29 protein-coding genes are annotated in these 24134 nt (G+C 58.7%); 16 read left to right on the top strand and 13 right to left on the bottom strand.

Features of this window, described 5'->3' with window-relative positions:
• Window positions 1-5: 5 nt before the first annotated feature.
• Complete coding sequence (locus tag D3Z90_RS00230) at window positions 6-554, top strand: gamma carbonic anhydrase family protein (protein ID WP_136473865.1); 549 nt, start codon at window positions 6-8, stop codon at window positions 552-554.
• Window positions 555-583: 29 nt separating this feature from the next.
• Entirely contained in the window at window positions 584-1240 is a 657-nt protein-coding gene (locus tag D3Z90_RS00225; RefSeq protein WP_136473864.1) for an HAD family hydrolase, read from the top strand.
• Here the strand turns inward: D3Z90_RS00225 and D3Z90_RS00220 are convergent.
• A complete protein-coding gene (locus tag D3Z90_RS00220) occupies window positions 1224-2351 on the bottom strand; it encodes an aminopeptidase (RefSeq protein ID WP_136473863.1) in 1128 nt (375 codons plus the stop codon). The genes D3Z90_RS00225 and D3Z90_RS00220 overlap by 17 nt on opposite strands.
• Before the next feature lie 67 nt (window positions 2352-2418).
• Here D3Z90_RS00220 and D3Z90_RS00215 point away from each other — a divergent pair, with 67 nt between their 5' ends.
• Together D3Z90_RS00215 and D3Z90_RS00210 are read left to right on the top strand one after the other, a co-directional pair.
• A complete protein-coding gene (locus D3Z90_RS00215; protein ID WP_136473862.1) occupies window positions 2419-2832 on the top strand; it encodes a hypothetical protein in 414 nt (137 codons plus the stop codon).
• Window positions 2833-2885: 53 nt separating this feature from the next.
• Window positions 2886-3299, top strand: coding sequence for a hypothetical protein (locus D3Z90_RS00210; protein WP_136473861.1), 414 nt, complete (start codon window positions 2886-2888; stop codon window positions 3297-3299).
• 3 nt (window positions 3300-3302) lie between these two features.
• Here the strand turns inward: D3Z90_RS00210 and D3Z90_RS00205 are convergent, their stop codons facing one another.
• Both D3Z90_RS00205 and D3Z90_RS00200 read right to left on the bottom strand, forming a co-directional pair.
• Window positions 3303-3536: a DUF1161 domain-containing protein gene (locus D3Z90_RS00205; protein WP_136473860.1), complete on the bottom strand. Its 234-nt coding sequence runs from the start codon at window positions 3534-3536 to the stop codon at window positions 3303-3305.
• Window positions 3537-3609: 73 nt separating this feature from the next.
• Window positions 3610-4035, bottom strand: a complete 426-nt coding sequence (locus D3Z90_RS00200; protein ID WP_136473859.1) for an OsmC family protein — start codon at window positions 4033-4035, stop codon at window positions 3610-3612.
• Window positions 4036-4215: 180 nt separating this feature from the next.
• Between D3Z90_RS00200 and D3Z90_RS00195 the strand changes: the two genes are divergently transcribed.
• Window positions 4216-5220, top strand: a complete 1005-nt coding sequence (locus D3Z90_RS00195; protein WP_136473858.1) for an LLM class flavin-dependent oxidoreductase — start codon at window positions 4216-4218, stop codon at window positions 5218-5220.
• Window positions 5221-5328: 108 nt separating this feature from the next.
• Here D3Z90_RS00195 and D3Z90_RS00190 read toward each other — a convergent pair whose 3' ends face one another.
• The gene (locus D3Z90_RS00190) at window positions 5329-5553 is read right to left on the bottom strand and encodes a DUF1161 domain-containing protein (protein WP_136473857.1); all 225 of its coding nucleotides are present in this window, start codon (window positions 5551-5553) and stop codon (window positions 5329-5331) included.
• Between the two features lie 106 nt (window positions 5554-5659).
• Window positions 5660-5875, bottom strand: a complete 216-nt coding sequence (locus D3Z90_RS00185; RefSeq protein ID WP_136473856.1) for a dodecin — start codon at window positions 5873-5875, stop codon at window positions 5660-5662.
• A 153-nt stretch (window positions 5876-6028) separates the two neighbouring features.
• Here D3Z90_RS00185 and D3Z90_RS00180 point away from each other — a divergent pair, with 153 nt between their 5' ends.
• Window positions 6029-6355 carry a YqjD family protein gene (locus tag D3Z90_RS00180; protein ID WP_136473855.1) on the top strand — a complete coding sequence of 109 codons (327 nt, stop codon included), beginning with the start codon at window positions 6029-6031 and terminating at the stop codon, window positions 6353-6355.
• On the opposite strand, the gene D3Z90_RS00175 is transcribed toward D3Z90_RS00180, so the two are convergent.
• Window positions 6352-7248 carry a LysR family transcriptional regulator gene (locus tag D3Z90_RS00175; RefSeq protein WP_168198420.1) on the bottom strand — a complete coding sequence of 299 codons (897 nt, stop codon included), beginning with the start codon at window positions 7246-7248 and terminating at the stop codon, window positions 6352-6354. The two genes, D3Z90_RS00180 and D3Z90_RS00175, sit on opposite strands and share 4 nt — an antisense overlap.
• Before the next feature lie 109 nt (window positions 7249-7357).
• Here D3Z90_RS00175 and trpB point away from each other — a divergent pair, with 109 nt between their 5' ends.
• Complete coding sequence (gene trpB, locus D3Z90_RS00170; protein WP_136473854.1) at window positions 7358-8575, top strand: tryptophan synthase subunit beta; 1218 nt, start codon at window positions 7358-7360, stop codon at window positions 8573-8575.
• Entirely contained in the window at window positions 8572-9384 is an 813-nt protein-coding gene (trpA, locus tag D3Z90_RS00165; RefSeq protein ID WP_136473853.1) for a tryptophan synthase subunit alpha, read from the top strand. Before trpB ends, trpA begins: the two co-directional genes overlap by 4 nt.
• Window positions 9385-9472: 88 nt before the next feature.
• Here the strand turns inward: trpA and D3Z90_RS00160 are convergent, their stop codons facing one another.
• On the bottom strand, window positions 9473-9802 hold the full coding sequence (locus D3Z90_RS00160) for a DOPA 4,5-dioxygenase family protein (protein ID WP_136473852.1): 330 nt from the start codon (window positions 9800-9802) through the stop codon (window positions 9473-9475).
• 77 nt (window positions 9803-9879) lie between these two features.
• On the opposite strand from D3Z90_RS00160, the gene D3Z90_RS00155 reads away from it, so the two are divergent.
• Window positions 9880-10497, top strand: a complete 618-nt coding sequence (locus tag D3Z90_RS00155; protein WP_136473851.1) for an NAD(P)-dependent oxidoreductase — start codon at window positions 9880-9882, stop codon at window positions 10495-10497.
• A gap of 96 nt (window positions 10498-10593) precedes the next feature.
• The gene (locus D3Z90_RS00150; protein WP_136473850.1) at window positions 10594-12165 is read left to right on the top strand and encodes a SulP family inorganic anion transporter; all 1572 of its coding nucleotides are present in this window, start codon (window positions 10594-10596) and stop codon (window positions 12163-12165) included.
• Window positions 12166-13128: 963 nt separating this feature from the next.
• On the opposite strand, the gene aroE is transcribed toward D3Z90_RS00150, so the two are convergent.
• Both aroE and hemF read right to left on the bottom strand, forming a co-directional pair.
• Complete coding sequence (gene aroE, locus D3Z90_RS00145) at window positions 13129-13953, bottom strand: shikimate dehydrogenase (RefSeq protein WP_136473849.1); 825 nt, start codon at window positions 13951-13953, stop codon at window positions 13129-13131.
• Window positions 13954-14007: 54 nt separating this feature from the next.
• A complete protein-coding gene (gene hemF / locus D3Z90_RS00140) occupies window positions 14008-14934 on the bottom strand; it encodes an oxygen-dependent coproporphyrinogen oxidase (protein WP_136473848.1) in 927 nt (308 codons plus the stop codon).
• Window positions 14935-15064: 130 nt separating this feature from the next.
• Here hemF and D3Z90_RS00135 point away from each other — a divergent pair, with 130 nt between their 5' ends.
• Window positions 15065-16042: an NADPH:quinone reductase gene (locus D3Z90_RS00135; RefSeq protein WP_136473847.1), complete on the top strand. Its 978-nt coding sequence runs from the start codon at window positions 15065-15067 to the stop codon at window positions 16040-16042.
• Between the two features lie 63 nt (window positions 16043-16105).
• Here the strand turns inward: D3Z90_RS00135 and D3Z90_RS00130 are convergent, their stop codons facing one another.
• Both D3Z90_RS00130 and dprA read right to left on the bottom strand, forming a co-directional pair.
• Entirely contained in the window at window positions 16106-16663 is a 558-nt protein-coding gene (locus D3Z90_RS00130) for an L-threonylcarbamoyladenylate synthase (RefSeq protein ID WP_136473846.1), read from the bottom strand.
• 37 nt (window positions 16664-16700) lie between these two features.
• Window positions 16701-17807: a DNA-processing protein DprA gene (gene dprA, locus D3Z90_RS00125; RefSeq protein WP_136473845.1), complete on the bottom strand. Its 1107-nt coding sequence runs from the start codon at window positions 17805-17807 to the stop codon at window positions 16701-16703.
• A 241-nt stretch (window positions 17808-18048) separates the two neighbouring features.
• On the opposite strand from dprA, the gene def reads away from it, so the two are divergent.
• The 5 genes from def to D3Z90_RS00100 are packed head-to-tail and all read left to right on the top strand — an operon-like array spanning window position 18049 to window position 22587.
• Window positions 18049-18555, top strand: coding sequence for a peptide deformylase (gene def / locus D3Z90_RS00120; RefSeq protein ID WP_038605133.1), 507 nt, complete (start codon window positions 18049-18051; stop codon window positions 18553-18555).
• Between the two features lie 57 nt (window positions 18556-18612).
• Window positions 18613-19545 (top strand): methionyl-tRNA formyltransferase, encoded by a 933-nt coding sequence (gene fmt / locus D3Z90_RS00115; RefSeq protein ID WP_136473844.1) that lies wholly within the window; start codon window positions 18613-18615, stop codon window positions 19543-19545.
• On the top strand, window positions 19542-20852 hold the full coding sequence (gene rsmB / locus D3Z90_RS00110) for a 16S rRNA (cytosine(967)-C(5))-methyltransferase RsmB (RefSeq protein ID WP_136473843.1): 1311 nt from the start codon (window positions 19542-19544) through the stop codon (window positions 20850-20852). Before fmt ends, rsmB begins: the two co-directional genes overlap by 4 nt.
• Before the next feature lie 19 nt (window positions 20853-20871).
• Window positions 20872-22245 (top strand): Trk system potassium transporter TrkA, encoded by a 1374-nt coding sequence (gene trkA / locus D3Z90_RS00105; RefSeq protein WP_136473842.1) that lies wholly within the window; start codon window positions 20872-20874, stop codon window positions 22243-22245.
• A gap of 9 nt (window positions 22246-22254) precedes the next feature.
• On the top strand, window positions 22255-22587 hold the full coding sequence (locus tag D3Z90_RS00100) for a tetratricopeptide repeat protein (protein ID WP_168198500.1): 333 nt from the start codon (window positions 22255-22257) through the stop codon (window positions 22585-22587).
• 28 nt (window positions 22588-22615) lie between these two features.
• Here D3Z90_RS00100 and D3Z90_RS00095 read toward each other — a convergent pair whose 3' ends face one another.
• Window positions 22616-23503 carry a lysophospholipid acyltransferase gene (locus D3Z90_RS00095; RefSeq protein ID WP_136473840.1) on the bottom strand — a complete coding sequence of 296 codons (888 nt, stop codon included), beginning with the start codon at window positions 23501-23503 and terminating at the stop codon, window positions 22616-22618.
• A 39-nt stretch (window positions 23504-23542) separates the two neighbouring features.
• Window positions 23543-24094 carry a DNA-3-methyladenine glycosylase I gene (locus D3Z90_RS00090; protein WP_136473839.1) on the bottom strand — a complete coding sequence of 184 codons (552 nt, stop codon included), beginning with the start codon at window positions 24092-24094 and terminating at the stop codon, window positions 23543-23545.
• Window positions 24095-24134 lie beyond the last annotated feature (40 nt).

The raw sequence follows: 24134 nt of genomic DNA, 5'->3' as shown, positions 1-24134 counted from the left end.
CTATCATGGCCATTCGCACCTTCCAGAACCATTCGCCGCGCTTGGCCGAGCGTGCCTTCGTGGACCGCAGCGCCGTGGTGCTGGGTGATGTCGAGATCGGTGCAGACAGCTCCGTCTGGCCACTGACAGTGATCCGCGGCGATATGCACCGAATCCGCATTGGCGCTCGCACCAGCGTGCAAGACGGCAGCGTGTTGCACATTACCCATGCCGGCCCGTTCAATCCCGACGGCTTTCCATTGCTGATCGGTGACGAAGTGACCATCGGTCATAAAGTGATGCTGCATGGCTGCACCCTCGGCAACCGGATTCTGGTCGGCATGGGCAGTACGATCATGGACGGGGCAATCGTCGAAGACGAAGTGATCATTGGTGCCGGCAGTCTGGTCCCGCCGGGAAAACGCCTGGAAAGCGGCTACCTGTATGTTGGCAGCCCGGTCAAACAGGCCCGGGCCTTGACTGAAAAGGAACGCGCGTTCTTCCCCTACAGCGCCAGCAACTACGTAAAACTCAAAGACCAGCACTTGGCCGAAGGCTATCACTTGCCTGAGTGAGTCCGTCCACGCCCCTTATCGAGACAGTTATGCATCAGCAGAATATTCTTTTCGACCTCGACGGCACCCTGACCGATCCGCGCCTGGGCATCACGCGTTCGATCCAGTTCGCCCTGGCCAAGCTGGATATCGATGAACCAGACCTGGCGCGTCTTGAGCACTTCATCGGCCCTCCGTTGCTACAGGCATTCATGCAATTTTATGGCTTCGACGAAGCCAAAGCCTGGCAAGCGGTGAATTTCTACCGCGAGCGCTTCAAGGTGACCGGATTGTATGAAAACCTGGTGTTCGAGGGTGTCCAGCCGCTCCTCGAAGCCTTGAACGGGCAGGGCAGAACGCTGTACATCGCCACGTCCAAGCCTTGGCAGTTTGCCCGTGAGATTGCCCGGCATTTCCAGTTCGATCATCACTTCAAAGTGATCTACGGCAGTGAGCTGGACGGCACCCGTACCAACAAGGTCGAGTTGATTGCTCACCTGCTTGCCGAGGAATCGCTGGATCCGGCGCAAACCTTGATGATCGGCGACCGCAAGCACGACCTGATTGGCGCTCGCAGCAATGGACTGGAAGCTGTCGCAGTCGGATACGGCTTTGGCAGTCATGAGGAGCTGACAGCGGAACAACCGGCCTATCACTTTGCGACCTTGGCCGAGCTGCACAGCGCGTTCATCACCAACCGGGGCTGACAACTACCGCGGGGTGAGGGCGCGCTTGCTCCGTGATTCTATTCAGGGCTTGCTGGCGCTGCTCGAGCGACAGCCGCCCGAGGCTTTCAACCCGCTGATAGAAAGCTTCCCAATCCCCATTTACCTGGGTAAACAGCGCCGCGAACGCTGGCACCCATTGGTCGTACAATCCAAAGGGCAACAGCTTGGCGTTGTTCATTGGCGCATTGATCCAGGCGTCAAAACGGCCTTTACCTCCCCACTGGCTGTCGCGCAAAGTACGGTATTCTCGGCGCAAGCGCTCGAATTCGGCTTGTTTTCCGGCACGCTTGGCTGATTCAGTCAGCGGTGCTGCGTACAACGCCTTCAACCGTTCACGGCTGGCCAGAACCAAAGCCATGAACTGATCGCGTTGTTGACCATCGTCCAGTGTCTGCGCTGGCAGGCCGCGAGCAGCACGCCACTGGCGAGAACCTTCCTGTTCGACAAAGGTGGCAAATGATTCGTTGAATGCCGTGTCGTCCTGCACATACACGCGCTGGTGTGCCAGTTCATGGAAAATGACCGTGGCCAGTCGCTCGTCACCCCAGCCCAGCATCGAGCTCAGGATCGGGTCATCAAACCAACCCAGGGTCGAGTAGGCCTCCACACCCCCCACATACACATCCAGCCCCTGCTGCTTTTGCAGCGCAGCTGCGCCGCGGGCAGCACCTTGAGTGTAATAACCGCGATAGGCGACGCACCCGGCAATGGGAAAGCAATGGGTCTGGGGTTCGAGGGAAAACTCCGGCGTAGCAAACACATTCCACACCACAAACGGGCGGCCAATGTCCGCATAAACCCGGTAGCTGCGGTTATCCGGCAGTTTCAACTGCGCGCTGGCGAACGTCCTGGCCTGTTCGGCGTGCAGCAGGTGCTGACGCAATTTCGGGGGGGTGGCGGGCTGCGCGAGCACCTCGGAGACCGGTTTGCGCGCCTGCAACAGCTGCCACTGCCCGCTGGCCAACTGCCCGTAATAGCCAATGCTGGAACAACCGTTGAGCAGCCCGAGCGCCAGCACGGGAACCAAGTAGCGAAAAAAATGGTCGAGTGCCCCAAGACTTGAGCGCAATAAAAGAAATAGTCGAAGCATTGGTGTCCCGTTATCCGCTCAAGAGCTCATCAGCTTCAAGACTATCCTGCCCGGCTGGAGTTTTGCCATGCGTACACTGCTTGTCTTCAGTGGTCTTCTGCTTTTATCCGGCTGTGCCGGCTTGCCTGCCCCCGATCCCAACCAGGCCTGGATCGACCTTGCGCCCAGTTCGGACGATACCTTGCATGCCGTAGAGGTAGACGAGCGTACTTGGAGTGATAACCGTTATTTCGAAGTCTCGCCCGGCAGCCACGAACTGACGGTGCGCTACCTGTTCCCGGTGACCCCCAGCAATATTGGCCCGGTCAGCGAGCCGCTGTGGCGCGATTGCCAACTGAATCTCAAGTTCAAGGATTTCAATGCCGGGCAACGCTACCAGCTTGAAGCGGGCAGCATAGGCTTTCGCCCGTGGGCAAAGCTCTACGACGACCAGCGTAATCTGCTCAGCAAAGGAGCTCCGGCGGGCTGCCAGCGCACCTGACAGTGTGAATGGCGCTATGCTTATGCTTTGTAGGTTACAAGCGGGAGTTTGCCATGCGCCAGCCAATGATGCTGATTGCCCTCAGTACCCTGGGGGCCTGCGCCAGCCCCCTGCCTCCAGTTGATAGCAAGCAGGCGTGGGTCGATCTGTACACCATGACACCCGGCAAGATACTGATGGCCGACCGTCTGGATGGTGAGCGGCTTAACGACGGACGCTTCTTCCAAGTCACGCCAGGCAAGCACGAGCTGACCGTCCGCTTCGATTTTGAAGTGTATTCCGGAGGTTTCTCGGTCGATCCCGTGGACCGGACCTGTTATCTGAAAGTGCGTTACGACAACTTCGAAGCCGGCCAGCGCTATCGTCTGGAAGCCCGGGCTCCCGCAATGCGACCCAGCGCCTATCTTTACGACGCACAGCGCAAAATCGTCGCAGAAGAAGCCAACGACATCTTTTGCATTCCCTGACGCTTAACGATCATTCTTCTGGTAGATGATCTTTTTGGTTCCGCCCTCGCAACTGCCGACCACCATATTCTGGTCGTGAACCTCTTCGTTCTTGACGATTTCAAGGGTGTAGGAGCTGACGTTGTTTGCCTGAATCTTCGCTTCGATCTCAGCCTTGAGCTCCTCGCAGTTTTTCGGGGCGGCAAGCACAGAAGTAGTCAGCAGCGATGCCATCACAGCTATTGCAACACGAATCATGGGACAGCTCCTTGTGGCGGCAGAGGTCCTGCCGACTCCCATTTGACCACAAGAAGCCCGTCCCGGTTCGACCTTATCCCACCAGGGTGGCGTCCAGACTGATGGTTGCATTGAGCACTTTCGACACTGGGCAACCGGCTTTCGCCTTGTTCGCCACCTCCTTGAATTGCTCCTCGCTGGCACCAGGAACCTTGGCCCTGAGAATCAAGTGCACGGCGGTGATGGCAAAACCGTCAGGTTGTTTATCCAAGGTCACCTCAGCTGTGGTGTCGATACGCTCGGCGATGAACCCCGCCTCACCCAGCAGCATCGATAACGCCATGGAAAAACAGCCGGCATGGGCTGCGCCGATCAGCTCTTCCGGATTAGTCCCTGGCTGTCCTTCAAACCTTGTGTTGAACCCATAAGGGTTTGCTTTAAGCGCACCGCTTTCAGTGGAAATCTGACCTTTTCCTTCTTTCAGGCCACCTTCCCAAACGGCCGATGCTGTCTTTTTCATACTGCCTCCTGAGTGTCTGCAGGGCGCAAGTTTGCGCAGCCTAAGATTCAGAGCGTGGGTGCCTGGGCAAGTTCAGCTTGATTGCACCCAAGCCTTGAATCCTCAGGATGTGCCCATACAGAGTTGAGAAGGCTCCGGTTTTATGCCGGACAAATGACTGCCCAGGAGGCTGACCAGCCCATGAAGCGACTTGCGGATATCAAATTCTCCACCCTCGACCTGGTACCGGTTCGTGCCGACGGCAGCCCGGCGCAATCGCTGCGCAACTCGCTGGACCTGGCACAACATGTGGAAAAATTCGGCTACAACCGCTTCTGGGTCGCTGAGCACCACAACATGGATGGCATTGCCAGCTCGGCGACTTCGGTACTGCTTGGCTACCTTGCCGGCGGCACTTCGACCATCCGCGTCGGTGCCGGCGGGGTGATGCTGCCCAACCATGCGCCGCTGGTAATTGCCGAACAATTCGGCACCCTGGAAAGCCTCTATCCGGGTCGAATAGATCTGGGACTGGGACGTGCACCGGGTTCCGACCAGATGACCGCCCGAGCCCTGCGTCGCGAACGCTCCGGCAGCCCCGACGACTTTCCCGATGACGTCGAAGAATTGGTGCGTTACCTAGGCCCGCGCACACCGGAGCAAAAGGTCATCGCGGTGCCTGGTTACGGCACCGAAGTGCCGATCTGGCTATTGGGGTCCAGCCTGTTCAGCGCGCAACTGGCCGGTATGCGCGGCCTGCCATATGCCTTTGCCTCACACTTCGCGCCGCGCTACATGCACGAAGCCATCCGCATCTATCGAAACCACTTCACGCCATCAGCAGTACTCGACAAGCCCTATGTGATGCTCGGTGTGCCGCTGGTAGCCGCCGACACCGATGAGCAAGCCAACTACCTGGCAACTTCGGTGTATCAGCGAATTCTTGCCTTGATGCGGGGCCAAAGCCTGGTCCAGCGACCACCTGTAGAAAGCATGGATGGCCTGTGGTTGCCCCACGAACGAGAGGCGGTGGGGGATTTCCTGGGATTGGCGATGGTGGGCGGGCCGGAGAAGATTCGGGCCAAGCTCGATGTTCTGCTGGAACAGACTCAGGCAGACGAACTGATTTTCACCTGTGACCTGTATGAACATACCGACCGTATTCGGTCCTATGAGCTATTGGCACAGGTCATGAGCGGTAGCTGATTGCCTCATCGCCAGCAAGGCTGGCTCCTGCAAAGATTGCGGTAACAGCGAATCTGCGGGAGCTGGCGTTGCCAGCGATGAAGTCTTGGCAGGCTCAATGGCTGCCTATCAACCACGCTTGTAAACGATTTCCTTGGTGCCACCTTCGCAGGTCCCTACGACCTTGCCGTCAGACGCTGCACCCTTGTCGACTATCTCAAGCGAATAGCCGCTGACACCTTTTGCGTCAATTTTGGCGGCTATTTCGCTCTTCAGTTCTTCGCACGGCTTGCCCGCTGCAAGGGCGGTGCCTGCCAGCATCATCAAACCTGCGGCCACTACCAACTTCTTCATCGATCGCTTTCCTTGTTCAGATCAAAGTGGAGGATGGCGCCGGAACCCGTCCAGGCGCCTCTAGACTGTGTAACTCAATTGACCCGTACAAGCCAGTGCCACGATTTCAGCTATTGACGATACGGAATCCGACTTTCAGCGTGACCTGAAAGTGCGCTGCCTTGTTGTCCTTGATATGACCGCGGGTGTCGACCACTTCGAACCACTCAAGATGCTTGATGCTTTTGCCCGCTTCAGCCAAGGCATTATTGATCGCGTCTTCTATGCTGGTGGGCGATGAGCCGACAAGTTCAATTTTCTTGTAAGTGTGATGATCCGACATAATCAGTCTCCTTTTCGAATGTGAGCTTTGAGCCTAGCAGCGACCGGCTGTTTTACCCGAAAGGCACAGAAACGGAGGAAAGTCGGACTGCACTTTCTTGAGCTGACGAAGTCGGAAGCAAACAGCTCACTCACACCTGAAAGGAGAGTCACCATGGCCAACCACTCGCTGCGTAAAGCGTCGCTGCAAAGCATGGAAGCGGAGATAGAAAACCTGCTCAAGGCACTGGAAAGTCTCAAGGACGACGCCTCGGATGAGTCCCGCAAAACCCTCAAGACGCTCAAAGGCAATGCCGAGAGTGCCCTCCGCCATTCGCGCAGCCTGCTCAGCGATACCTACGAAGAAGTGAAAACCAAGACCCGCGAAACTGGACTGGCCACCCGCGATTACGCCCAGGAGCACCCGTGGACCACAGCAGGCGTGGCATTAGGTGCTCTAGGTCTGCTCGCGGCCTACCTGATGTGCAAACGCTCCAACTAATCAGCCTGGCGTTCCAGCTCCGCTCGAAGCCAACCGGCTAATTGCTCGGCGCGCCCGTCCGCGGCGCGTCGAGGTATCCACAATGCCAAGACTGCCTGGGTCTGGCAAAAGCCCCAGGGCGCCGCCAGACGACCGGCGCGCAAGTCATCGGCTACCAGCGGTTGCGGCGCAATAGCAACGCCCAGGCCGGCGACCGCTGCCTCCAGTAAATAATACAAATGCTCGAAATCCTGCCCGTACTGCAACGCGTCGCGGTTGATACCCTGTTGCTCCGCCCAACTGGGCCAGGCCTGGGGTCTTGAGGTGGTCTGTAACAATCGCTCATCGAGCAACGCCTGGACAGACGCCTGCTGCAGGCGGGCAAACCCTGCGTAATGCGGACTCAGCACAGGGCCGATGCGCTCCTGCGCCAGCACATGCACCTGCATGTCCGCAGGCCATGGTGGTTCTGCAAAAACCAGCAAGGCATCCAGGCCCGGGCGACGCGGATCAAGATCGCCTTCACCGGCAGACAAATGCAGTCGCAACTCCGGCAAATCAGCCTTGAGTCGGCCCAGGCGCGGAATGAACCAGCGAGCCAGCAAACTCCCTGAGCACCCGAGGACAAAAGGAGCGTCCGTACCACGTTGGCTCAGCTCGCCACAGACGCTGCGCAAGCGATCAAAAGCATCAAAACTTGCGTCCCGTAAGCGCAGCCCCGCATCTGTGAGTTTAATGCCACGTCCATCTTTAACGAACAGACTGACGCCCAGGTGCTCCTCCAGCACTTTGATCTGCCGGCTTACGGCGCCATGAGTTACGTGCAGTTGTTCGGCCGCCAGACTAACGCTATTGAGCCGGGCAGTGGCTTCAAATGCCCTGAGGGCATTGAGAGGAGGCAGATCCTGGCGCATAACGTGTGAGTTTTCCTGACATGTTGAAGCAATCTTATCGGTTTTCAGCAGCGCATGTCGTGGGTACAGTAAAGCCATTCCCAGTTTCCACTACGCCCTGGAGCGACACATGACCCAGACCAACTTCCGCGCCGGCCCCGATGCAAATGGCCTGTTTGGCGCTTTCGGTGGCCGCTACGTGGCTGAAACGCTGATGCCGCTGGTGCTCGACCTTGCCCGCGAATACGAAGCGGCCAAGGCCGACCCCGAGTTTCTGGAACAGCTGGCGTACTTTCAGCGCGATTACATCGGTCGTCCCAACCCGCTGTACTTCGCCGAACGCCTGACCGAACACTGCGGTGGCGCGAAGATCTTCTTCAAACGCGAAGAACTCAACCATACCGGCGCGCACAAGGTAAACAACTGCATCGGCCAAGTTCTGCTGGCCAAGCGCATGGGCAAAAAGCGCCTGATCGCCGAAACCGGTGCTGGCATGCATGGTGTCGCTACAGCGACCGTGGCCGCACGATTTGGCTTGCCTTGCGTGATCTACATGGGCGCCACCGACATCGAGCGCCAACAGGCCAACGTTTTTCGCATGAAGCTGCTGGGCGCGGAAATCGTTCCTGTGACCTCCGGTACCGGCACCCTCAAGGATGCCATGAACGAGGCACTGCGCGACTGGGTCACCAACGTTGATGACACCTTCTACCTGATCGGTACCGTTGCCGGCCCACACCCTTATCCGGCAATGGTCCGCGACTTCCAGTCGATCATTGGCAAGGAGACCCGTGAGCAGTTGCAGGCCAAAGAAGGACGCCTGCCCGATAGCTTGATCGCCTGTGTTGGCGGCGGCTCAAACGCCATGGGCCTGTTCCATGATTTTCTCGACGACGCCAGCGTACAAATCATCGGTGTTGAAGCCGGCGGTCATGGCGTAGACACCGACAAGCATGCGGCCAGCCTCACCGGTGGCATTCCAGGCGTACTGCACGGTAACCGTACTTACCTGCTGCAGGACGCCGACGGACAGATCACCGATGCCCACTCGATTTCCGCAGGCCTGGACTACCCGGGGATCGGCCCGGAGCACGCTTATCTGCACGAAGTGAAACGAGTCGAGTACGTCAGCATCAACGACGAAGAAGCCTTGGCCGCGTTCCATACCACCTGCCGCCTGGAAGGCATTATTCCAGCGCTGGAAACCTCCCACGCCCTGGCCGAAGCAATCAAACGCGCCCCGACCCTGCCCAAGGATCACCTGATGGTAGTTTGCCTGTCCGGGCGTGGTGACAAAGATATGCAAACCGTGATGAGCCATATGGCTGCCCAGGAGAAACAGGCATGAGCCGTATAGAACAACGCTTCGCCGAACTGAAAAACGAGGGCCGTGCTGCACTGGTCACCTTCATCACTGCGGGCGACCCTGGCTACGACGCCTCCCTGGCAATTCTCAAAGGCCTGCCAGCTGCCGGCGCCGATGTGATCGAACTGGGCATGCCATTCACCGATCCAATGGCCGACGGCGTCTCCATCCAACTGGCAACCCTGCGTGCCCTGGATGCTGGCCAGACCCTGGCGAAAACCTTGCAGATGGTTCGCGAGTTCCGGGTCGATAATCAGACCACGCCGATTGTGCTGATGGGCTACTACAACCCGATTCACCGCTTCGGCGTAGAAGCGTTCGTGGCCCAGGCCAAGGACGCAGGTGTCGACGGCCTGATCATTGTCGACCTGCCGCCTGAGCATGACGCCGAACTGGCAACCCCGGCGCAGGCTGCCGGCATCGACTTTATCCGCCTGACCACCCCAACTACCGATGACGCGCGCCTACCACGCGTACTGGAGCGCAGTTCCGGCTTCGTCTACTACGTCTCAGTGGCAGGTGTTACGGGTGCCGGCTCGGCCACCAGCGAACAGGTCAGCGATGCGATCGCGCGACTTCGCCGGCATACCGATCTGCCCATCAGCGTCGGCTTTGGTATCCGTACCCCCGAGCAGGCGGCGGCCATTGCCAAGCTTTCAGATGGCGTGGTGGTGGGGTCGGCGCTGGTCGACAAAATTGCCAAGGCAGCGAATGCCGAGCAGGCCGTGGGTGATGTGCTTGAGCTGTGCTCAGCGCTGGCCCAGGGTGTGCGGGGTGCGCGCAAGGCGTGATTGCGTAGCGATCTAAACGCGGGGCCAGCCCGCACCCACAGGTTGCTGCCTATGGGTGCGGGCTGGCCCCGCGAAGCTACCGCAGTCTCTACGCAAAAATAGACAGATCCAAGGGCCGCACCGCCCCCATCCAGATCGCATGATCACGGTGATCCGCCAAGTCATCCCCCGTCAACGGGTGCAGAAACACCACCAGCCCCTTCCGATACAGCGCCAGCCAAGGCAACACCACCCCCACCACTTCCGGTCCGAACGCCAGTTGGCAACTCCAGTCCGGATGCGGTCCTACGGGCTTCTGATGCATGCGCCCCATACTCACGCCGAACAGCCGGGACGCTTCTTCACATAGCTGCCGAGCCTGCTCCATTGTGCTGGCGTCGTAATAGATATGGGCGTGATAACCCTTGATCCTTTGCACACATGCTCCTGAATTTATGCGAACCCTGGCGCGAGACTCAGGGTCCAATGATCATTCGCAACGAAAGGAATGATCTGGTGAAAAATGCCGAAACCCCAGTATTCAAACTGGTCATCCTAGGCGGTCTGAGCAGCCTGGGCAGCGCCTTGATAGCCGAGCTGCTCAAGCGCCAGCACGAAGTCATCGCGGTGGTCGATGAACTGAACGCTCGCGCACCACGACCCGGACTGCACTTCAAAATCGGAGGCCTGAATACCACTGACCAAGCGGAGCAAAGCGTCGCCGGTGGTTCGGCAGTGGTCTGCCTGTTGCCAGCATTGGCCCCCGATGACTTTGCCACGCAGCTTCGCATGAGCCAGGCACTGATCGCCAGCCTCTCCCGCACGACTATACGACGCTTGCTCCTAGTCGGCGATTTCAGCGTACTCGATCACAGTGAGGGGCACAGTGAACAGCAGCGAACCTGCGCCGAACAGATCGTCGACCTGTTACAACGCAGCCACCTGCAATGGACGCTGGTCAACGCCCCGCAAGAGATCGCCGGGCTGAGCATTGAACACTTTCGCAAGACGCAAGGCACGCTGGAACCAGGCCTCGCCGAGCCGTTGCAGCAGTTGGCCAGGATTGCCGCTGCCATGGTCGATACCCTGGAGCTGAATCTGCATCAGGGCGAGCATCTGAACTTTGTATTCTGATTTAACGTTAATGAGGTTGATGAGCCCGCTTTAACTTGCGCGCACACGTCATTCCATCGCACCCTGAACAGCCATTGTTTGCGATAGAGCTTGTTCATGCCCTGGCCTGATCGCCACTCCCTACTGCCATTTCTCAGCTGGCTACCCCGGCAGACGCGGGGGAGTGTGCGCCGTGATCTGCTGGTAGGCCTGAGCGGCGCGATATTGGCTCTGCCGCAATCGATCGCCTATGCCCTGATCGCCGGCCTGCCCGCGGAATATGGCCTTTACGCAGCGATAGTCCCGGTGCTGATTGCCTGCCTTTGGGGGTCATCCTGGCATCTGATCTGTGGGCCGACAGCCGCCATTTCCATCGTGCTCTACACCAGTATCAGCCCTTTGGCTGTCAGTGGAAGCGACGATTACATCACCCTCATCCTGTTGCTGACGTTTATGGCCGGCGTGTTCCAGTGGTTACTGGGACTGCTGCGCTTTGGCGCCCTGGTAAATTTCGTCTCTCACTCAGTGGTGCTGGGGTTCACCCTCGGTGCTGCAGTAGTCATCGCACTGGGTCAATTGCCAAACCTGATGGGAATGGACCTACCCAGCCAGGCGACAGCCCTGAAAACCGTTGAGAGCCTGGTGGAACACGCAGGTGACGTTGACTGGCCTTCGCTGGTTCTGGGACTTGGTACGCTGGCACTCGGCATTGCCCTCAAGCTCCTGCGACCGCGTTGGCCCGGCCTGTTGATCACGTTGAGCATTGCCAGTCTGCTGGCTTGGCTATTGCCTGCTGTGTTTGGCCGGGTGCAATTGGTGCCCGGTTTCATCGGCCAACTACCGCCATTGAGCCCTCTACCGCTACTGGACCTTGAGTTGATCCTGCGTCTACTGCCTAGCGCAGTAGCCGTGGGTATGCTCGGGCTGGTCACCAGCCTGTCAATCGCACGCTCATTGTCGTCGCGTTCGGAACAAATGATCGACGCCAATCAGGAAGTCCGCGCCCAAGGTTTGTCGAATATGGTGGGCAGCTTTTTCTCCGGTTATCTGTCATCAGGCTCCTTCACCCGGTCCGGGCTGAGCTACGAGGCTGGCGCCCGGTCGCCACTGGCCGGGGTGTTCTCAGCTTTGTGGGTAGCCTTGTTCGCCGTAGCCGGCGCCGGGTTGATTGCGCACATTCCGATTCCGGCCATGGCGGGCAGCATTCTTCTGATCTGCTGGGGGCTAGTTGATCATCGAGCCATGCGGGCGCTGTTCCGGGTGAGTCGTGCGGAGTTTCTAGTCATGGCCCTGACCGCCGCCGCAACCTTGTTACTGGAACTGCAGACTGCCATTTACGCAGGGGTACTAGCCTCGCTGTTCTTCTACCTCAAACGTACCTCGCGACCACGGGTCCAGCAGTCGCGCGAAGGTAACGCCGACGTGCTGCGGGTCGGCGGGTCGATCTTCTTTGGCGCCAGCCACTATCTGCAAGTACGCCTGCAGCGCTGCCAGGGCCCCGACGTGGTGATCGATGCCCGACAGATAAACTTTATCGACTATTCGGGCGTCGACATGCTGCACCGTGAAGCCCACCGACTGCGCCGGGCAGGTGGCAGCCTGACGCTACATCGAGCCCGCCCACAGGTAATCGAGGAGTTGCACAAGCTGGAAGGGGCAGCAAATTGTCCCATTCAGTTCGCTGAGTGAAATTGCGACGGGGCATGTCCGATTTTTCCTGAAATGGGCATTTCGGATACTCGGCGAATGTCTTTGTGCGAAACTCTAGACTCCTCTGGTTGTAAATCGCGAACTCTTGTTTCAGGGGCTGCAATTACCTCAGCAATGCCGGCTATATTAAATAGTGAGCTTATAGATAGGAGATGGCATAGGGAATGTACACGTTACGCTATTTAGTAAGCTTGGGACTAACTCTTATCGCCTGCTCCATGTTTTACACAATGCTTATTATGCTGGTAGTAACAAAATTCCTCCCATTGGAAGAGACGTCTTACTGGATTATAAGCGGCATCTTGTTTGTTATCATCACCGTTGCCAGCTTGAAATTTTACATCCCCCGGCTACGCAATATATGGTAACCCTCGCCATGCCAAACAGCTTGGACGCTCACTCGCATGGTTGGCCAGCTTGCATTATGGCTTACGCCCGAGAGCTCTGCAGAAATGTACACAGTTAGATATTTAATAAGTATGGGACTGACTATAACCGCCTGCTCAATGTTCTACACATTGGTTATTATGTGGTGCGTAACAGTATTTTTCCCATTAGAGGAAACACCATATTGGACTGTATACGGAATTTTGTATGTGATAATTACCGCTTCTGGCTTGAAGTTTTACATCCCAAGACTTCGCGATATATGGTAACCATCGTCACCTCTCCATGATATCACTTACTTTGTCTTTCAGAGTTCTCTTCTGGAACCATAGAACTTATTGTAATTGAATCTACTAACACCTCAAATACCGCCTGCGTCAGGCAGGCGGCAGCCAGACGCTGTATCGAGCGCATCAATAGATGATCGAGGAATTACACAAGTTGGAAAGGGCAGCGCTGTGCCCAATCCGCTTCAAGGAGTGAAACTATCGCAGGGCAATCTTCGGGCGAGTCACGCGCACTGGAGGGAACGGATTTCCCCCCGAGACTCGTGCGTCAACCGCGAGCCAGTTGACGACGCAGTTCGTCCAGTACAGGAGCCGTATCCGGACGCACGCCGCGCCAGATGAAGAAGGCTTCGCCAGCCTGCTCGGCAAGCATACCCAACCCGTCCAATACCTTGGCGGCCTTGTGTTCGCTTGCCCAGCGGCAAAACGGCGTTGGCTCTTTGCCGTACATCATGTCGTAGCAAACCGTTCGGCCCGGCTCGATCAGACTCGCGGAAATGGGTGGCAACTCGCCCGCAAGGCTGGCGGAGGTAGCATTGATGATCAGGTCCACCGGCTCTTGCAGCCAACTGAAACCACTGGCGGCCACCGGCCCCAAGTCAGCGAATTCACGGGCCAGTTGTTCGGCCTTTTCCACGGTGCGGTTGGCGATAACCAGAGAAGCCGGGTTATGCGCCAGCAATGGTTCCAATACACCGCGCACGGCACCGCCAGCACCAAGCAGGAGGATGCGCTTGCCGGTTAGCTGCACGCCAGCATTGACGGTCAGGTCACGAACCAGGCCGGCGCCATCGGTGTTGTCACCCTGCAGGGTGCCATCGGCCAGTTTGCTCAAGGTGTTCACAGCGCCAGCGCGCCGTGCTCGTGGCGTAAGGCTATCGACCAGGCGATAAGCCTCTTCCTTGAATGGAACCGTGACGTTGGCCCCCAGCCCCTGTTTAAAGAAACCCTGAGCGCACATGCTGAAATCGTCCAGAGGTGCCAGCAAGGTGCTGTACTCCAGCTGCTGGCCAGTCTGGTCGGCAAACAGGCGGTGAATCAGCGGCGACTTGCTGTGGCCTATCGGGTTACCGAATACAACGTACTGGTCCATTCACGCGCTTCCTGATTGGGGGCCGGAGCTGCCGGCAAAGTTATCCACAGGGTCTCAGCGCTTGGATCGAGCCTCACCAATCCAGTCGCGGTCCTGCAGGAAATACTCGGTCAGGCGAGCTTCTTCACTGCCTGGCGCAGGTTTCCAATCGTACCCCCAACGCACTTGGGGTGGCAGTGACATCAGGATTGATTCGGTGCGACCACCCGATTGCAGGCCAAACAGCGTGCCTCGGTCGTAAACCAGGTTGAATTCAACGTAGCGACCGCGGCGAAACTCCTGGAACTGACGTTGCTCAGCGGTATAGGCCATAGCCTTGCGACGCTGGATGATCGGCAGGTAGGCCTCTACGTAGGCATCGCCAATCGCGCGCATGAAAGCGAAACAGGTATCGAAGTCCCATTCGTTCAGGTCGTCAAAGAACAGGCCGCCAATACCACGAGGCTCGCCGCGATGCTTGAGGTGGAAGTAACGGTCGCACCACGCCTTGTAACGCGGGTAGACATCAGCACCAAAGGGCGCACAGGCGCGCTCGGCCACCTGATGCCAGTGCAGGCAGTCTTCTTCGTTGGCGTAATAAGGGGTCAGATCGAAGCCACCACCAAACCACCAGACTGCTTCTTCACCTTCCTTTTCGGCGATGAAGAAACGCACGTTGGCGTGAGAGGTTGGCACATGCGGATTGTGCGGGTGGATAACCAACGACACGCCCAGTGCTTCAAACCCCCGACCGGCCAATTCTGGTCGGTGGGCACTGGCCGAAGGCGGCAAACCGCTACCAAAGACGTGGGAGAAATTGACCCCGCCTTTTTCAATAACCGTTCCGTCACCTATTACACGGGTTCGTCCACCGCCACCTGCTTCGCGCGTCCAGGCGTCTTCGACAAAGCGGGCGCCACCGTCCTCGGTTTCGAGGGCGGCACAAATACGGTCTTGCAAGTCGAGCAGGTAGGCTTTCACGGCCTCGGTGCGGCTAGTCATCAGGTCACCTGGAAGCGGGCATGAGCAAATTCGGCGCGTAGCATACCACCGGCGACAGGGTGGCCGCAGTTGACGGCGGTCATGCAAAGGCGTCCGATAGGGGTTTTCCAGACTCGACAGGAGAGTGCAGATGGCCAAGCGTATCCAGTTCAGCCAGCATGGGGGCCCGGAGGTCCTGGAACTAGTCGACTTCGAACCTGCCACCCCCGGTCCACAGCAGGTTCGCGTGCGCAACCAGGCCGTTGGCCTGAATTTTATCGACACCTATTTTCGCAGTGGCTTGTACGCACCACCGGCCTTGCCCTCAGGCTTGGGTACAGAAGGCGCCGGGGTAGTCGAGGCCATTGGTGAACAGGTCACCCGGCTCAAAGTCGGCGACCGGGTGGCTTACGCCGGAGGGCCGCTGGGCGCCTACAGCGAGATACATGTGCTGCCTGAAGCCAATCTGGTCAAGCTGCCGGACAACATCAGCTTCGAGCAGGCCGCGGCCGTCATGCTCAAAGGCCTGACCGTGCAATACCTGCTCAAGCAGACCTATGCCGTGCAGCCTGGCGACATCCTTCTGTTCCACGCCGCTGCGGGGGGCGTCGGCTCACTGGCTTGCCAATGGGCCAAGGCCCTGGGCGCCAAATTGATCGGCACGGTCAGCTCCGCGCAGAAGGCCGAGCGCGCAAAAGCACTGGGAGCCTGGGCAACCATCGATTACAGCCGCGAAGATGTAGCGCAACGGGTGCTGGAACTGACCGATGGCAAGAAGTGTCCGGTGGTTTATGACGGTGTTGGCCAAGATACCTGGCTGACCTCGTTGGACTGCCTGGCGCCGCGCGGACTGATGGTCAGCTTCGGTAATGCCTCAGGCGCTGTCAGTGGGGTCAACCTGGGTATCCTGGCGCAAAAGGGTTCGCTGTATGTCACCCGGCCGACCTTGGCAAGCTATGCCAACAATGCCGAAAACACCCAAGCGATGGCCGATGACCTGTTCGCAATGATCGCCAGCGGCAAGCTGACGGTGGATATTCAGCAGCGCTATGCGCTGAGCGAAGCAGCCAAGGCCCAGACCGAACTGTCGGCGCGGCGCACAGTGGGGTCTACGGTGCTGCTGCCGTAACTCTTCGCGGGGCAAACCTACGCCTACAGCCAGACTGTGGGAATAAGCTTGCCCCGTGATGATTTATCCCGCCCGGACCAGATCGCCGGTCACCAGATCCCGGATCACGCTCGGATTGCGCCGGCCACCCAATGCGCCGCCCAACACCAGGTCCAGTTGCCCTCGGAAGTATTGCTCCACACGCAACCTTGACTTAGCCGCAGGACGGCCCTGAGGGTTGGCCGAGGTCGAGACCAAAGGCCCGACCAGCGAACACAGCTCACGCACAACCGGATGATCGCTAACCCGCAAGGCCACGGTGTCATGCACGCCGGTAATCCACTGCGGCAACATGTTCTGGTGTGGCACCAGCCAGGTGTTGGGACCAGGCCAGGTACTGCCCATACGGTCAAGCCAGATCTCGGGAAAATCTTCGAACAAAAAGTCGAACTGACGAATATTGTCAGCGACCAGAATCACCCCTTTATCGACCGAGCGCGATTTGATCGCCAGCAAGCGATCGACCGCTTCCTCGTTCCACGGATCACAGCCCAGGCCCCACACTGCCTCGGTTGGGTAGGCAATCACCGCACCGGCCCGAATCTCACGCGCGGCTTGTTGCACACGCCAACTGCTCACCATTGCTATCACTCCGCATTAAGGCTGACTCGCAGTGTACTTAGGCAGACCGGGCAAACCAACGCCCAGCTTCATTGCAAACCCGTCCGTTTACTTCAAGCTCGGTCAACGCCGCCAACACTCTGGGCAACGGCCAACCGCTGTTGCTGGCCAAGGCTTCACTGGTTTGCGGCGCAGCCAACAGCAATGCCTCAAGGACATGTCGCTTACCACTGTCTTTGCTGCAGGTTACCGGTGGCAACTGCTGCCAGCCTTGCAGGGTTTGCATGATTTGATCCACGCTTTCAACCAACAGCGCTCCGTCGCGAATCAGCTGGTGACAGCCTTTGGAGCCAGGATGATGAATCGACCCGGGAATGGCGTAGACCTCGCGACCTTGCTCCGCTGCCAGACGCGCAGTGATCAACGAGCCGCTGGCCAGACTCGCCTCGACAACGAGCACGCCCAGGGATAGGCCGCTAATGATCCGATTGCGCCGGGGAAAGTTGCTCGCCACCGGTCCTGTATCGAGCGAAAATTCGGAAACTACAGCGCTTCCTTGCTCGATCATCGCTGCGGCCAGCGCTCGATGTTGCTGTGGATAAAATTTCTGCAGGCCGGTGCCCAACACCCCGATCGTTTGGCCTCCGACATCCAGGGCACCCTGATGAGCGGCGCCATCGACGCCAAGCGCCAGGCCGCTGGTGATCACGAATCCTCCTTGGGCAAGGTGACGGGAAAACGCCGTAGCCGTGTCCAGAGCCGGACGAGATGCCCGGCGACTGCCGATGATCGCCAACTGTGGTTTTTCCAGCAGCGCGGGATTGCCGGCCACGAAAAGCAGGGGTGGGGCGCTGTCCACCTCGGCCAATAGAGCCGGGTAGGCGGGATCGTCCCACATCAGCAAATGCCGGTCGCGGCCCTCTAGCCAGGACAATGCAGCAGCAGCACCGTCGCGCACTTCTTCACTGCGCCGAGCTTCGGCGCTGGCAGCAGGAAGCCCTAATGAGCGCCAGGCAGCGGCCGGCGCACTGAGTGCTGCAGATGCGCTGCCGAAGGCTTGCAGGAGTGAATGAAAGCGTTGCGGACCAAGCGCAGGCAAGCGATGCAGACGCAAGCGCGCCTCAAGTTCGGCTGGGGAAAGCTCCCGGCCAGCGGACAGTGGCATAACGATCATCCTTGATCGACGGCGTTGAATTACACTGAGGAAAAGCTGTGGATAACTCTGTTGATAATACTTTGACAACCGGTTGAAGGATTCTCCTGAGCGGCGTCACTGCGTGCTTGCCGAGGAAAGGCTTCAAGCTGTGTGAAACCTTAGCTGACCTTTGCAGGTGCCGAATGCGCCGAATCCCTTTATTATGTGTGTTCATGTTTGTAATTCATCGCACAGTGCAGCTCATACGCTTATGGCCATTCTGAACATCCTCGAATTCCCGGACCCGCGCCTTCGCACCATCGCCAAACCGGTGACCGAAGTCGATGACGGCGTTCGCCAGTTGATCGATGACATGTTTGAAACCATGTACGAAGCCCCTGGCATCGGCCTGGCGGCAACCCAGATCAACGTACACAAGCGCATCGTGGTCATGGACCTGAGTGAAGATCGCAGCGAGCCACGGGTGTTCATCAACCCCGAGCTCGAGATGCTGACCGACGAAATGGACCAGTACCAGGAAGGCTGTCTGTCGGTGCCGGGTTTCTACGAGAACGTCGATCGCCCGGTGCGGGTCAAGGTCAAGGCGCTGGATCGCGACGGCAAGCCGTACGAACTGATTGCCGAAGGTCTACTGGCCGTGTGCATCCAGCACGAATGTGATCACCTCAACGGCAAGTTGTTCGTCGACTACCTGTCCACGCTCAAACGCGACCGGATCAAGAAAAAACTGGAAAAGCAGCACCGCCAGCAAGCTTGATCTCCTCTTTCCAAAGGCTTGCTCCGGCAAGCCTTTTTCTTTTTAAGCGAGAACTCCATGCGCATTGTCTTTGCAGGCACCCCAGAGTTTGCCGCCGAACACCTCAAGGCCCTGATCGACAGCCCCTATGAAGTAGTGGCCGTCTACACCCAGCCGGATCGGCCGGCCGGCCGTGGGCAAAAACTGATGCCCAGCGCAGTCAAGCAACTGGCTGTGGATAACGGCATCCAGGTCCTGCAACCGCCAACACTGCGCAACGCCGATGCTCAAGCCGAGCTCGCTGCGCTTGCGCCCGATTTGTTGGTGGTGGTCGCTTATGGCTTGATCCTGCCGCAGGCGGTATTGGATATCCCACGTCTTGGCTGTATCAACAGCCACGCTTCGCTTCTGCCACGCTGGCGTGGTGCGGCACCCATCCAGAGAGCAATCGAAGCCGGTGACAGCGAAAGCGGCGTGACGGTAATGCGCATGGAGGCCGGTCTGGATACAGGCCCGATGTTGCTCAAGGTCACCACCCCCATCAGTGCCAATGACACCGGCGGCAGCCTGCACGATCGCCTTGCCCAGATGGGCCCATCCGCCGTGCTCGAAGCGATTGCCGGGCTGGCGGCAGGCACTTTGGAAGGTGAAATTCAGGACGACAGCCTGGCCACGTATGCCCACAAGCTGAATAAAGACGAAGCCCGTCTGGACTGGACCCGTCCGGCCGTCGAGCTGGAGCGTCTGATTCGTGCCTTCAATCCCTGGCCGATCTGCCACAGCAGTCTGAACGGTGAGGCTGTGAAAGTACTGGTGGCCAACTTATCCACAGATAGCGGAAAGCCGGGCGAAATCCTCGCGGCCAGCAAAGATGGCCTTATCGTAGCCTGCGGCGAACAGGCGCTGTGCTTGACCCGACTGCAATTGCCCGGCGGCAAGGCGCTGAATTTCAGCGACCTGTTCAATAGCCGTCGCGAGAAGTTCGCCATCGGTACGGTGCTCGGTCAATGAATCCACGTCTGGCAGCCGCCCGCGCCCTGGCGGCAGTTATCAGCGGCAAAGCCTCCCTGAACAGCTCACTGCCTACACAACTGGACAAGGTGGAAGTACGTGATCGCGGCCTGACCCAGGACCTGGCATTTGGCACCGCACGCTGGCAACCGCGACTCTCTGCGCTAGCTGAACGGCTGCTGCAAAAACCCTTCAAAAGTGCCGATGCCGATGTCGAGGCCCTGCTGTTGGTGGGCTTGTATCAATTGCTCTACACTCGCGTGCCTGCCCATGCGGCCATTGGCGAAACCGTTGGCTGTGCCGACAAGCTGAAAAAGCCCTGGGCCAAGGCGCTGCTCAATGCAGTACTGCGCCGTGCGCAACGCGAGAGCAGTGAAATTCTTGCCGAACTCGAACGCGATCCGGTGGTGCGCACGGCCCATCCCCGTTGGCTACAGAAGTCATTGAAGGCATTCTGGCCGCAACAATGGGAAGCAATCTGCGCCGCCAACAACGCTCATCCGCCGATGATCCTGCGGGTCAACCGCCGTCATCACAGTCGCGAGGCGTACCTTGAGCTGCTGCACCAGGCCGGTCTGGAAGCCAGCGCCTGCCAGTACAGCGGCGACGGTATTGTTCTGGCTCAGGCCTGCGATGTACGCGGACTGCCGGGTTTTGACCAGGGCTGGATCAGCGTTCAGGACGAAGCTGCGCAACTGGCAGCAGACCTGCTCGATCTGGCTCCCGGCCAGCGCGTTCTCGACGCCTGCTGCGCACCGGGAGGCAAGACCTGCCACCTGCTCGAAGCTGAAGAAAAGCTGGACTCGGTGGTCGCTATCGACCTTGAGGCCAAGCGTCTGACCCGAGTCCGGGAAAACCTCGATCGCCTCGGCCTGGAAGCCCAGTTGATTGCCTGTGATGCCCGCGATACTGCCAGTTGGTGGGATGGCAAGGGCTTCCAACGCATCCTTCTCGATGCGCCTTGCTCGGCAACAGGGGTCATTCGCCGCCACCCAGACATCAAGATGACCCGGCAAGCCGAGGATATCCAGGCGCTGGCTGCCTTGCAGGGCGAGTTGCTCGATGCCTTGTGGCCAACGCTCGAAGTCGGCGGCATCCTGCTGTATGCCACCTGTTCGACCCTGCCGACCGAGAATACCGAAGTCATCGAGGCGTTCCTCAATCGCACGCCGGGCGCCCGCGAGCTGGACCTTGCAACCCAAGCTGGCCTGCGCCAAACGCATGGCCGTCAGTTGCTGGCCCAGGAAGGCGGACACGATGGCTTCTACTATGCCAAGCTGATCAAAATCGCCGCCGCACGCGGATAACAAGAGAAGGGAAGAGCGGATGAAAATCATCATCCTGGGTGCAGGGCAAGTCGGCGGTACGTTGGCTGAACACTTGGCCAGCGAAGCCAACGATATTACCGTGGTCGATACTGACGGCGACCGCTTGCGCGATCTCGGCGACCGTCTGGACATCCGTACCGTCCAGGGCCGCGCCTCGTTCCCTACCGTACTGCGTCAGGCCGGTGCCGATGACGCCGACATGCTGGTGGCGGTGACCAACAGCGACGAGACCAACATGGTCGCCTGCCAAGTCGCCTACACCTTTTTCCACACGCCTACCAAAATTGCCCGAGTGCGTGAGTCGGCCTACCTGACACGCGCCGGTCTGTTCGACAATGATGCTATTCCGGTCGATGTACTGATCAGCCCCGAGCAGGTAGTCACTCACTACATCAAGCGGCTGATCGAACATCCAGGCGCGCTGCAGGTAATCGACTTCGCCGAAGGCAAAGCCCAGTTGGTTGCCGTGAAGGCGTACTACGGCGGGCCGCTGGTCGGTCAGCAACTGCGCCAGATCCGTGAACACATGCCCAATGTAGATACCCGCGTCGCCGCGATCTTTCGCCGCGACCGACCGATCCTGCCCCAGGGCGACACGGTTATTGAAGCCGACGACGAAGTGTTCTTCATTGCAGCCAAGGCCCACATCCGCGCGGTGATGGGTGAATTGCGGCAAATCGATGAAAGCAACAAGCGCGTCGTCATCGCCGGCGGCGGGCAGATTGGTGAACGCCTGGCCGAAGCCATCGAAAGCCGCTATCAGGTCAAGATCATCGAGATGAACCCCGCGCGTTGCCGGTACCTCTCCGATACCCTGGACAGCACCGTGGTGTTGCAGGGCAGCGCCTCGGACCGCGACTTGATGCTGGAAGAGAACATCGCCGAAGCCGATATCTTCCTGGCCCTGACCAACGATGACGAGGCCAATATCATGTCCTCGCTGCTGGCCAAGCGCCTGGGCGCACGCAAGGTGATGACCATCATCAACAACCCGGCCTATGTCGACCTGGTCCAGGGTGGTGATATCGACATTGCGATCAGTCCACAGCTGGCCACCATTGGTACATTGCTCGCTCACGTGCGCCGCGGCGATATCGTCAGCGTGCACTCGCTGCGCCGCGGTGCGGCGGAGGCGATCGAAGCAATTGCTCACGGCGATTCGAAGTCGAGCAAGGTGATTGGCAAAGCCATCGAAGATATCGCCCTGCCGCCCGGCACGACCATCGGTGCGATCATTCGCGATGAGGAAGTACTGATAGCCCACGACGACACGGTCATTGAAGCAGGCGACCATGTGATCCTCTTCGTTGTGGATAAAAAGTACATCCGTGACGTCGAGAAGCTATTCCATGTAGGGTTGAGCTTCTTCTAAGAGGAAGTCCTGATGCGCGAATCACTGGAAAAGATGCTTGCCAAGGGTGTGGATAACGCACTGCTGCGCTTCGGCCTCGGCAAGGCCTGGCTGGATGAGGGCAATGGCGCCGAGGCTGCAGTGCACCTGCAGCGCTGTGTGGAATTTGATCCCAAGTATTCAGCAGCGTGGAAACTGCTGGGTAAGGCACATCGGCTGCAAGGTGACAATGCCGCAGCACGCCAGGCCTGGGAGCAGGGGCTCGACGCGGCCAAGGCCCACGGCGACAAGCAGGCCGAGAAAGAGATGACGGTGTTCCTGAGGAAGCTGGACAAGGAAAATGCCCAGCTCCCCAAAAGCTAGCAAGCCCAGGCTGGCGCGGGCAGGGGACTCAGTACCAGCGCGCTTCACCAGGTGGACGCTTCTTGAAGCGTTTCATGCTCCACATGTACTGGCTTGGATAAGCTCGCACATAACGCTCTACCACCTGGCTCATTGCCGCCACCGACGTTTCGGTGTCTTCGCTGTACATGGCTTGCGGCGCTGCTTCCAAGATGACTTTGAAGCCTGAGCCATCGGGCAAGCGCAGGGCATGCAGGAATACCCCCACGGCTTTGCCGCCCGCCAACATGTTCGGCACAAATTTGCTGGTCAACGCCTTGGTGGCGAAAAACGGCACGAAAATACCTGCAGATTCGGCTGGCTCCGGGTCTGCCGGGATGCCGACCTGACCGCCTTTACGCACTTCCTTGATGATGCTCAGGATGCCTTCCTTGGTAGACGCCGCCACGCGGTTACCCAGTTGTACACGTTGTTCACGGAGCAAATCGTCAACCGCCTTGAGCTTGGGCGGACGATAGAAAATGATCGGTTTGCACTGGTTGCAATAGAAGTGATTGAGCACTTCCCAGTTTCCCAGGTGACTGGTGATGCCGACGACCCCCTTGCCTGAGGCCAGCGCGGCGTGCAAAACATCCAGGCCTTCAACTTCGCGGACCAGTTCCAGCGAACGCTGGGCCGGCCAGATCCAGGCGCAGGCACTTTCCGTAAAGGACTTGCCAATGTCCATCAAGGTGCGACCCACCAATTGCTCACGTGCTACCGGGTCCATCTCCGGAAAACACTTGGCCAGGTTGATTCTTACCACTTCGCGCGAACTGTTCGGCACCTTCCACATGATCCAGCCGATGGCGGCGCCGATCCGCTGTACTGCGCCCCACGGGAGCTTGGCAAACAATCGCAACGCCCCGACCATCAAGGCGCCCTTGAACTTATCCACAGGCTGGTTCCTCTTTCTGCAAGCCGGCCATTGTACTCCTCAGCGCAACAGAGCGGCGTAGCGATCGCAATCGGTGGTGTGATCCATGACCATCCCGGTGGCCTGCATAAAGGCATAGCAAATAGTCGGTCCCACGAAAGTGAACCCGGCTTTCTGCAATGCCTTGCTCATGGCCTTGGCTTCATCGGTAACCGCCGGGACGTCGCTGCGCTGGCTGAAGTGATTGATTTTCGGCTCACCGCCGACAAACGACCAAAGCCAATCAGCAGGGTTCTCCACGGCCAGCCAGGCCTTGGCGTTGCGTCGCGCAGCGTTGAGTTTCAGCCGATTGCGAATAATGCCGGGATCGAGCATTCGCTCCTCGATTTCTTCGTCGGTCATTCGCACCAGGCGCTCAGGATCAAAGCCAAACAGTACCTCACGGTAGCGTTCACGCTTCTTCAACACAGTGATCCAGGACAGCCCGGCCTGAAAGCCTTCAAGCAGCAACATCTCGAACAATTGGCGTGGATCGCGCTGCGGCGTACCCCACTCCTGATCGTGATAAGCCTGGTAAAGCGGATCGTCGGTACACCAAAAGCAACGTGGCATAAGGCTCCAAGGGTAGAGGCTCAAGCGAATCGGGTTATAC

Origin of the sequence: Pseudomonas sp. DG56-2, assembly GCF_004803755.1 — a bacterium.
GTDB classification, from domain to species: domain Bacteria; phylum Pseudomonadota; class Gammaproteobacteria; order Pseudomonadales; family Pseudomonadaceae; genus Aquipseudomonas; species Aquipseudomonas auratipiscis.
The sequence above is the reverse complement of the archived record's forward strand: the minus strand, read 5'-3'. Positions and strand labels throughout refer to the sequence as shown.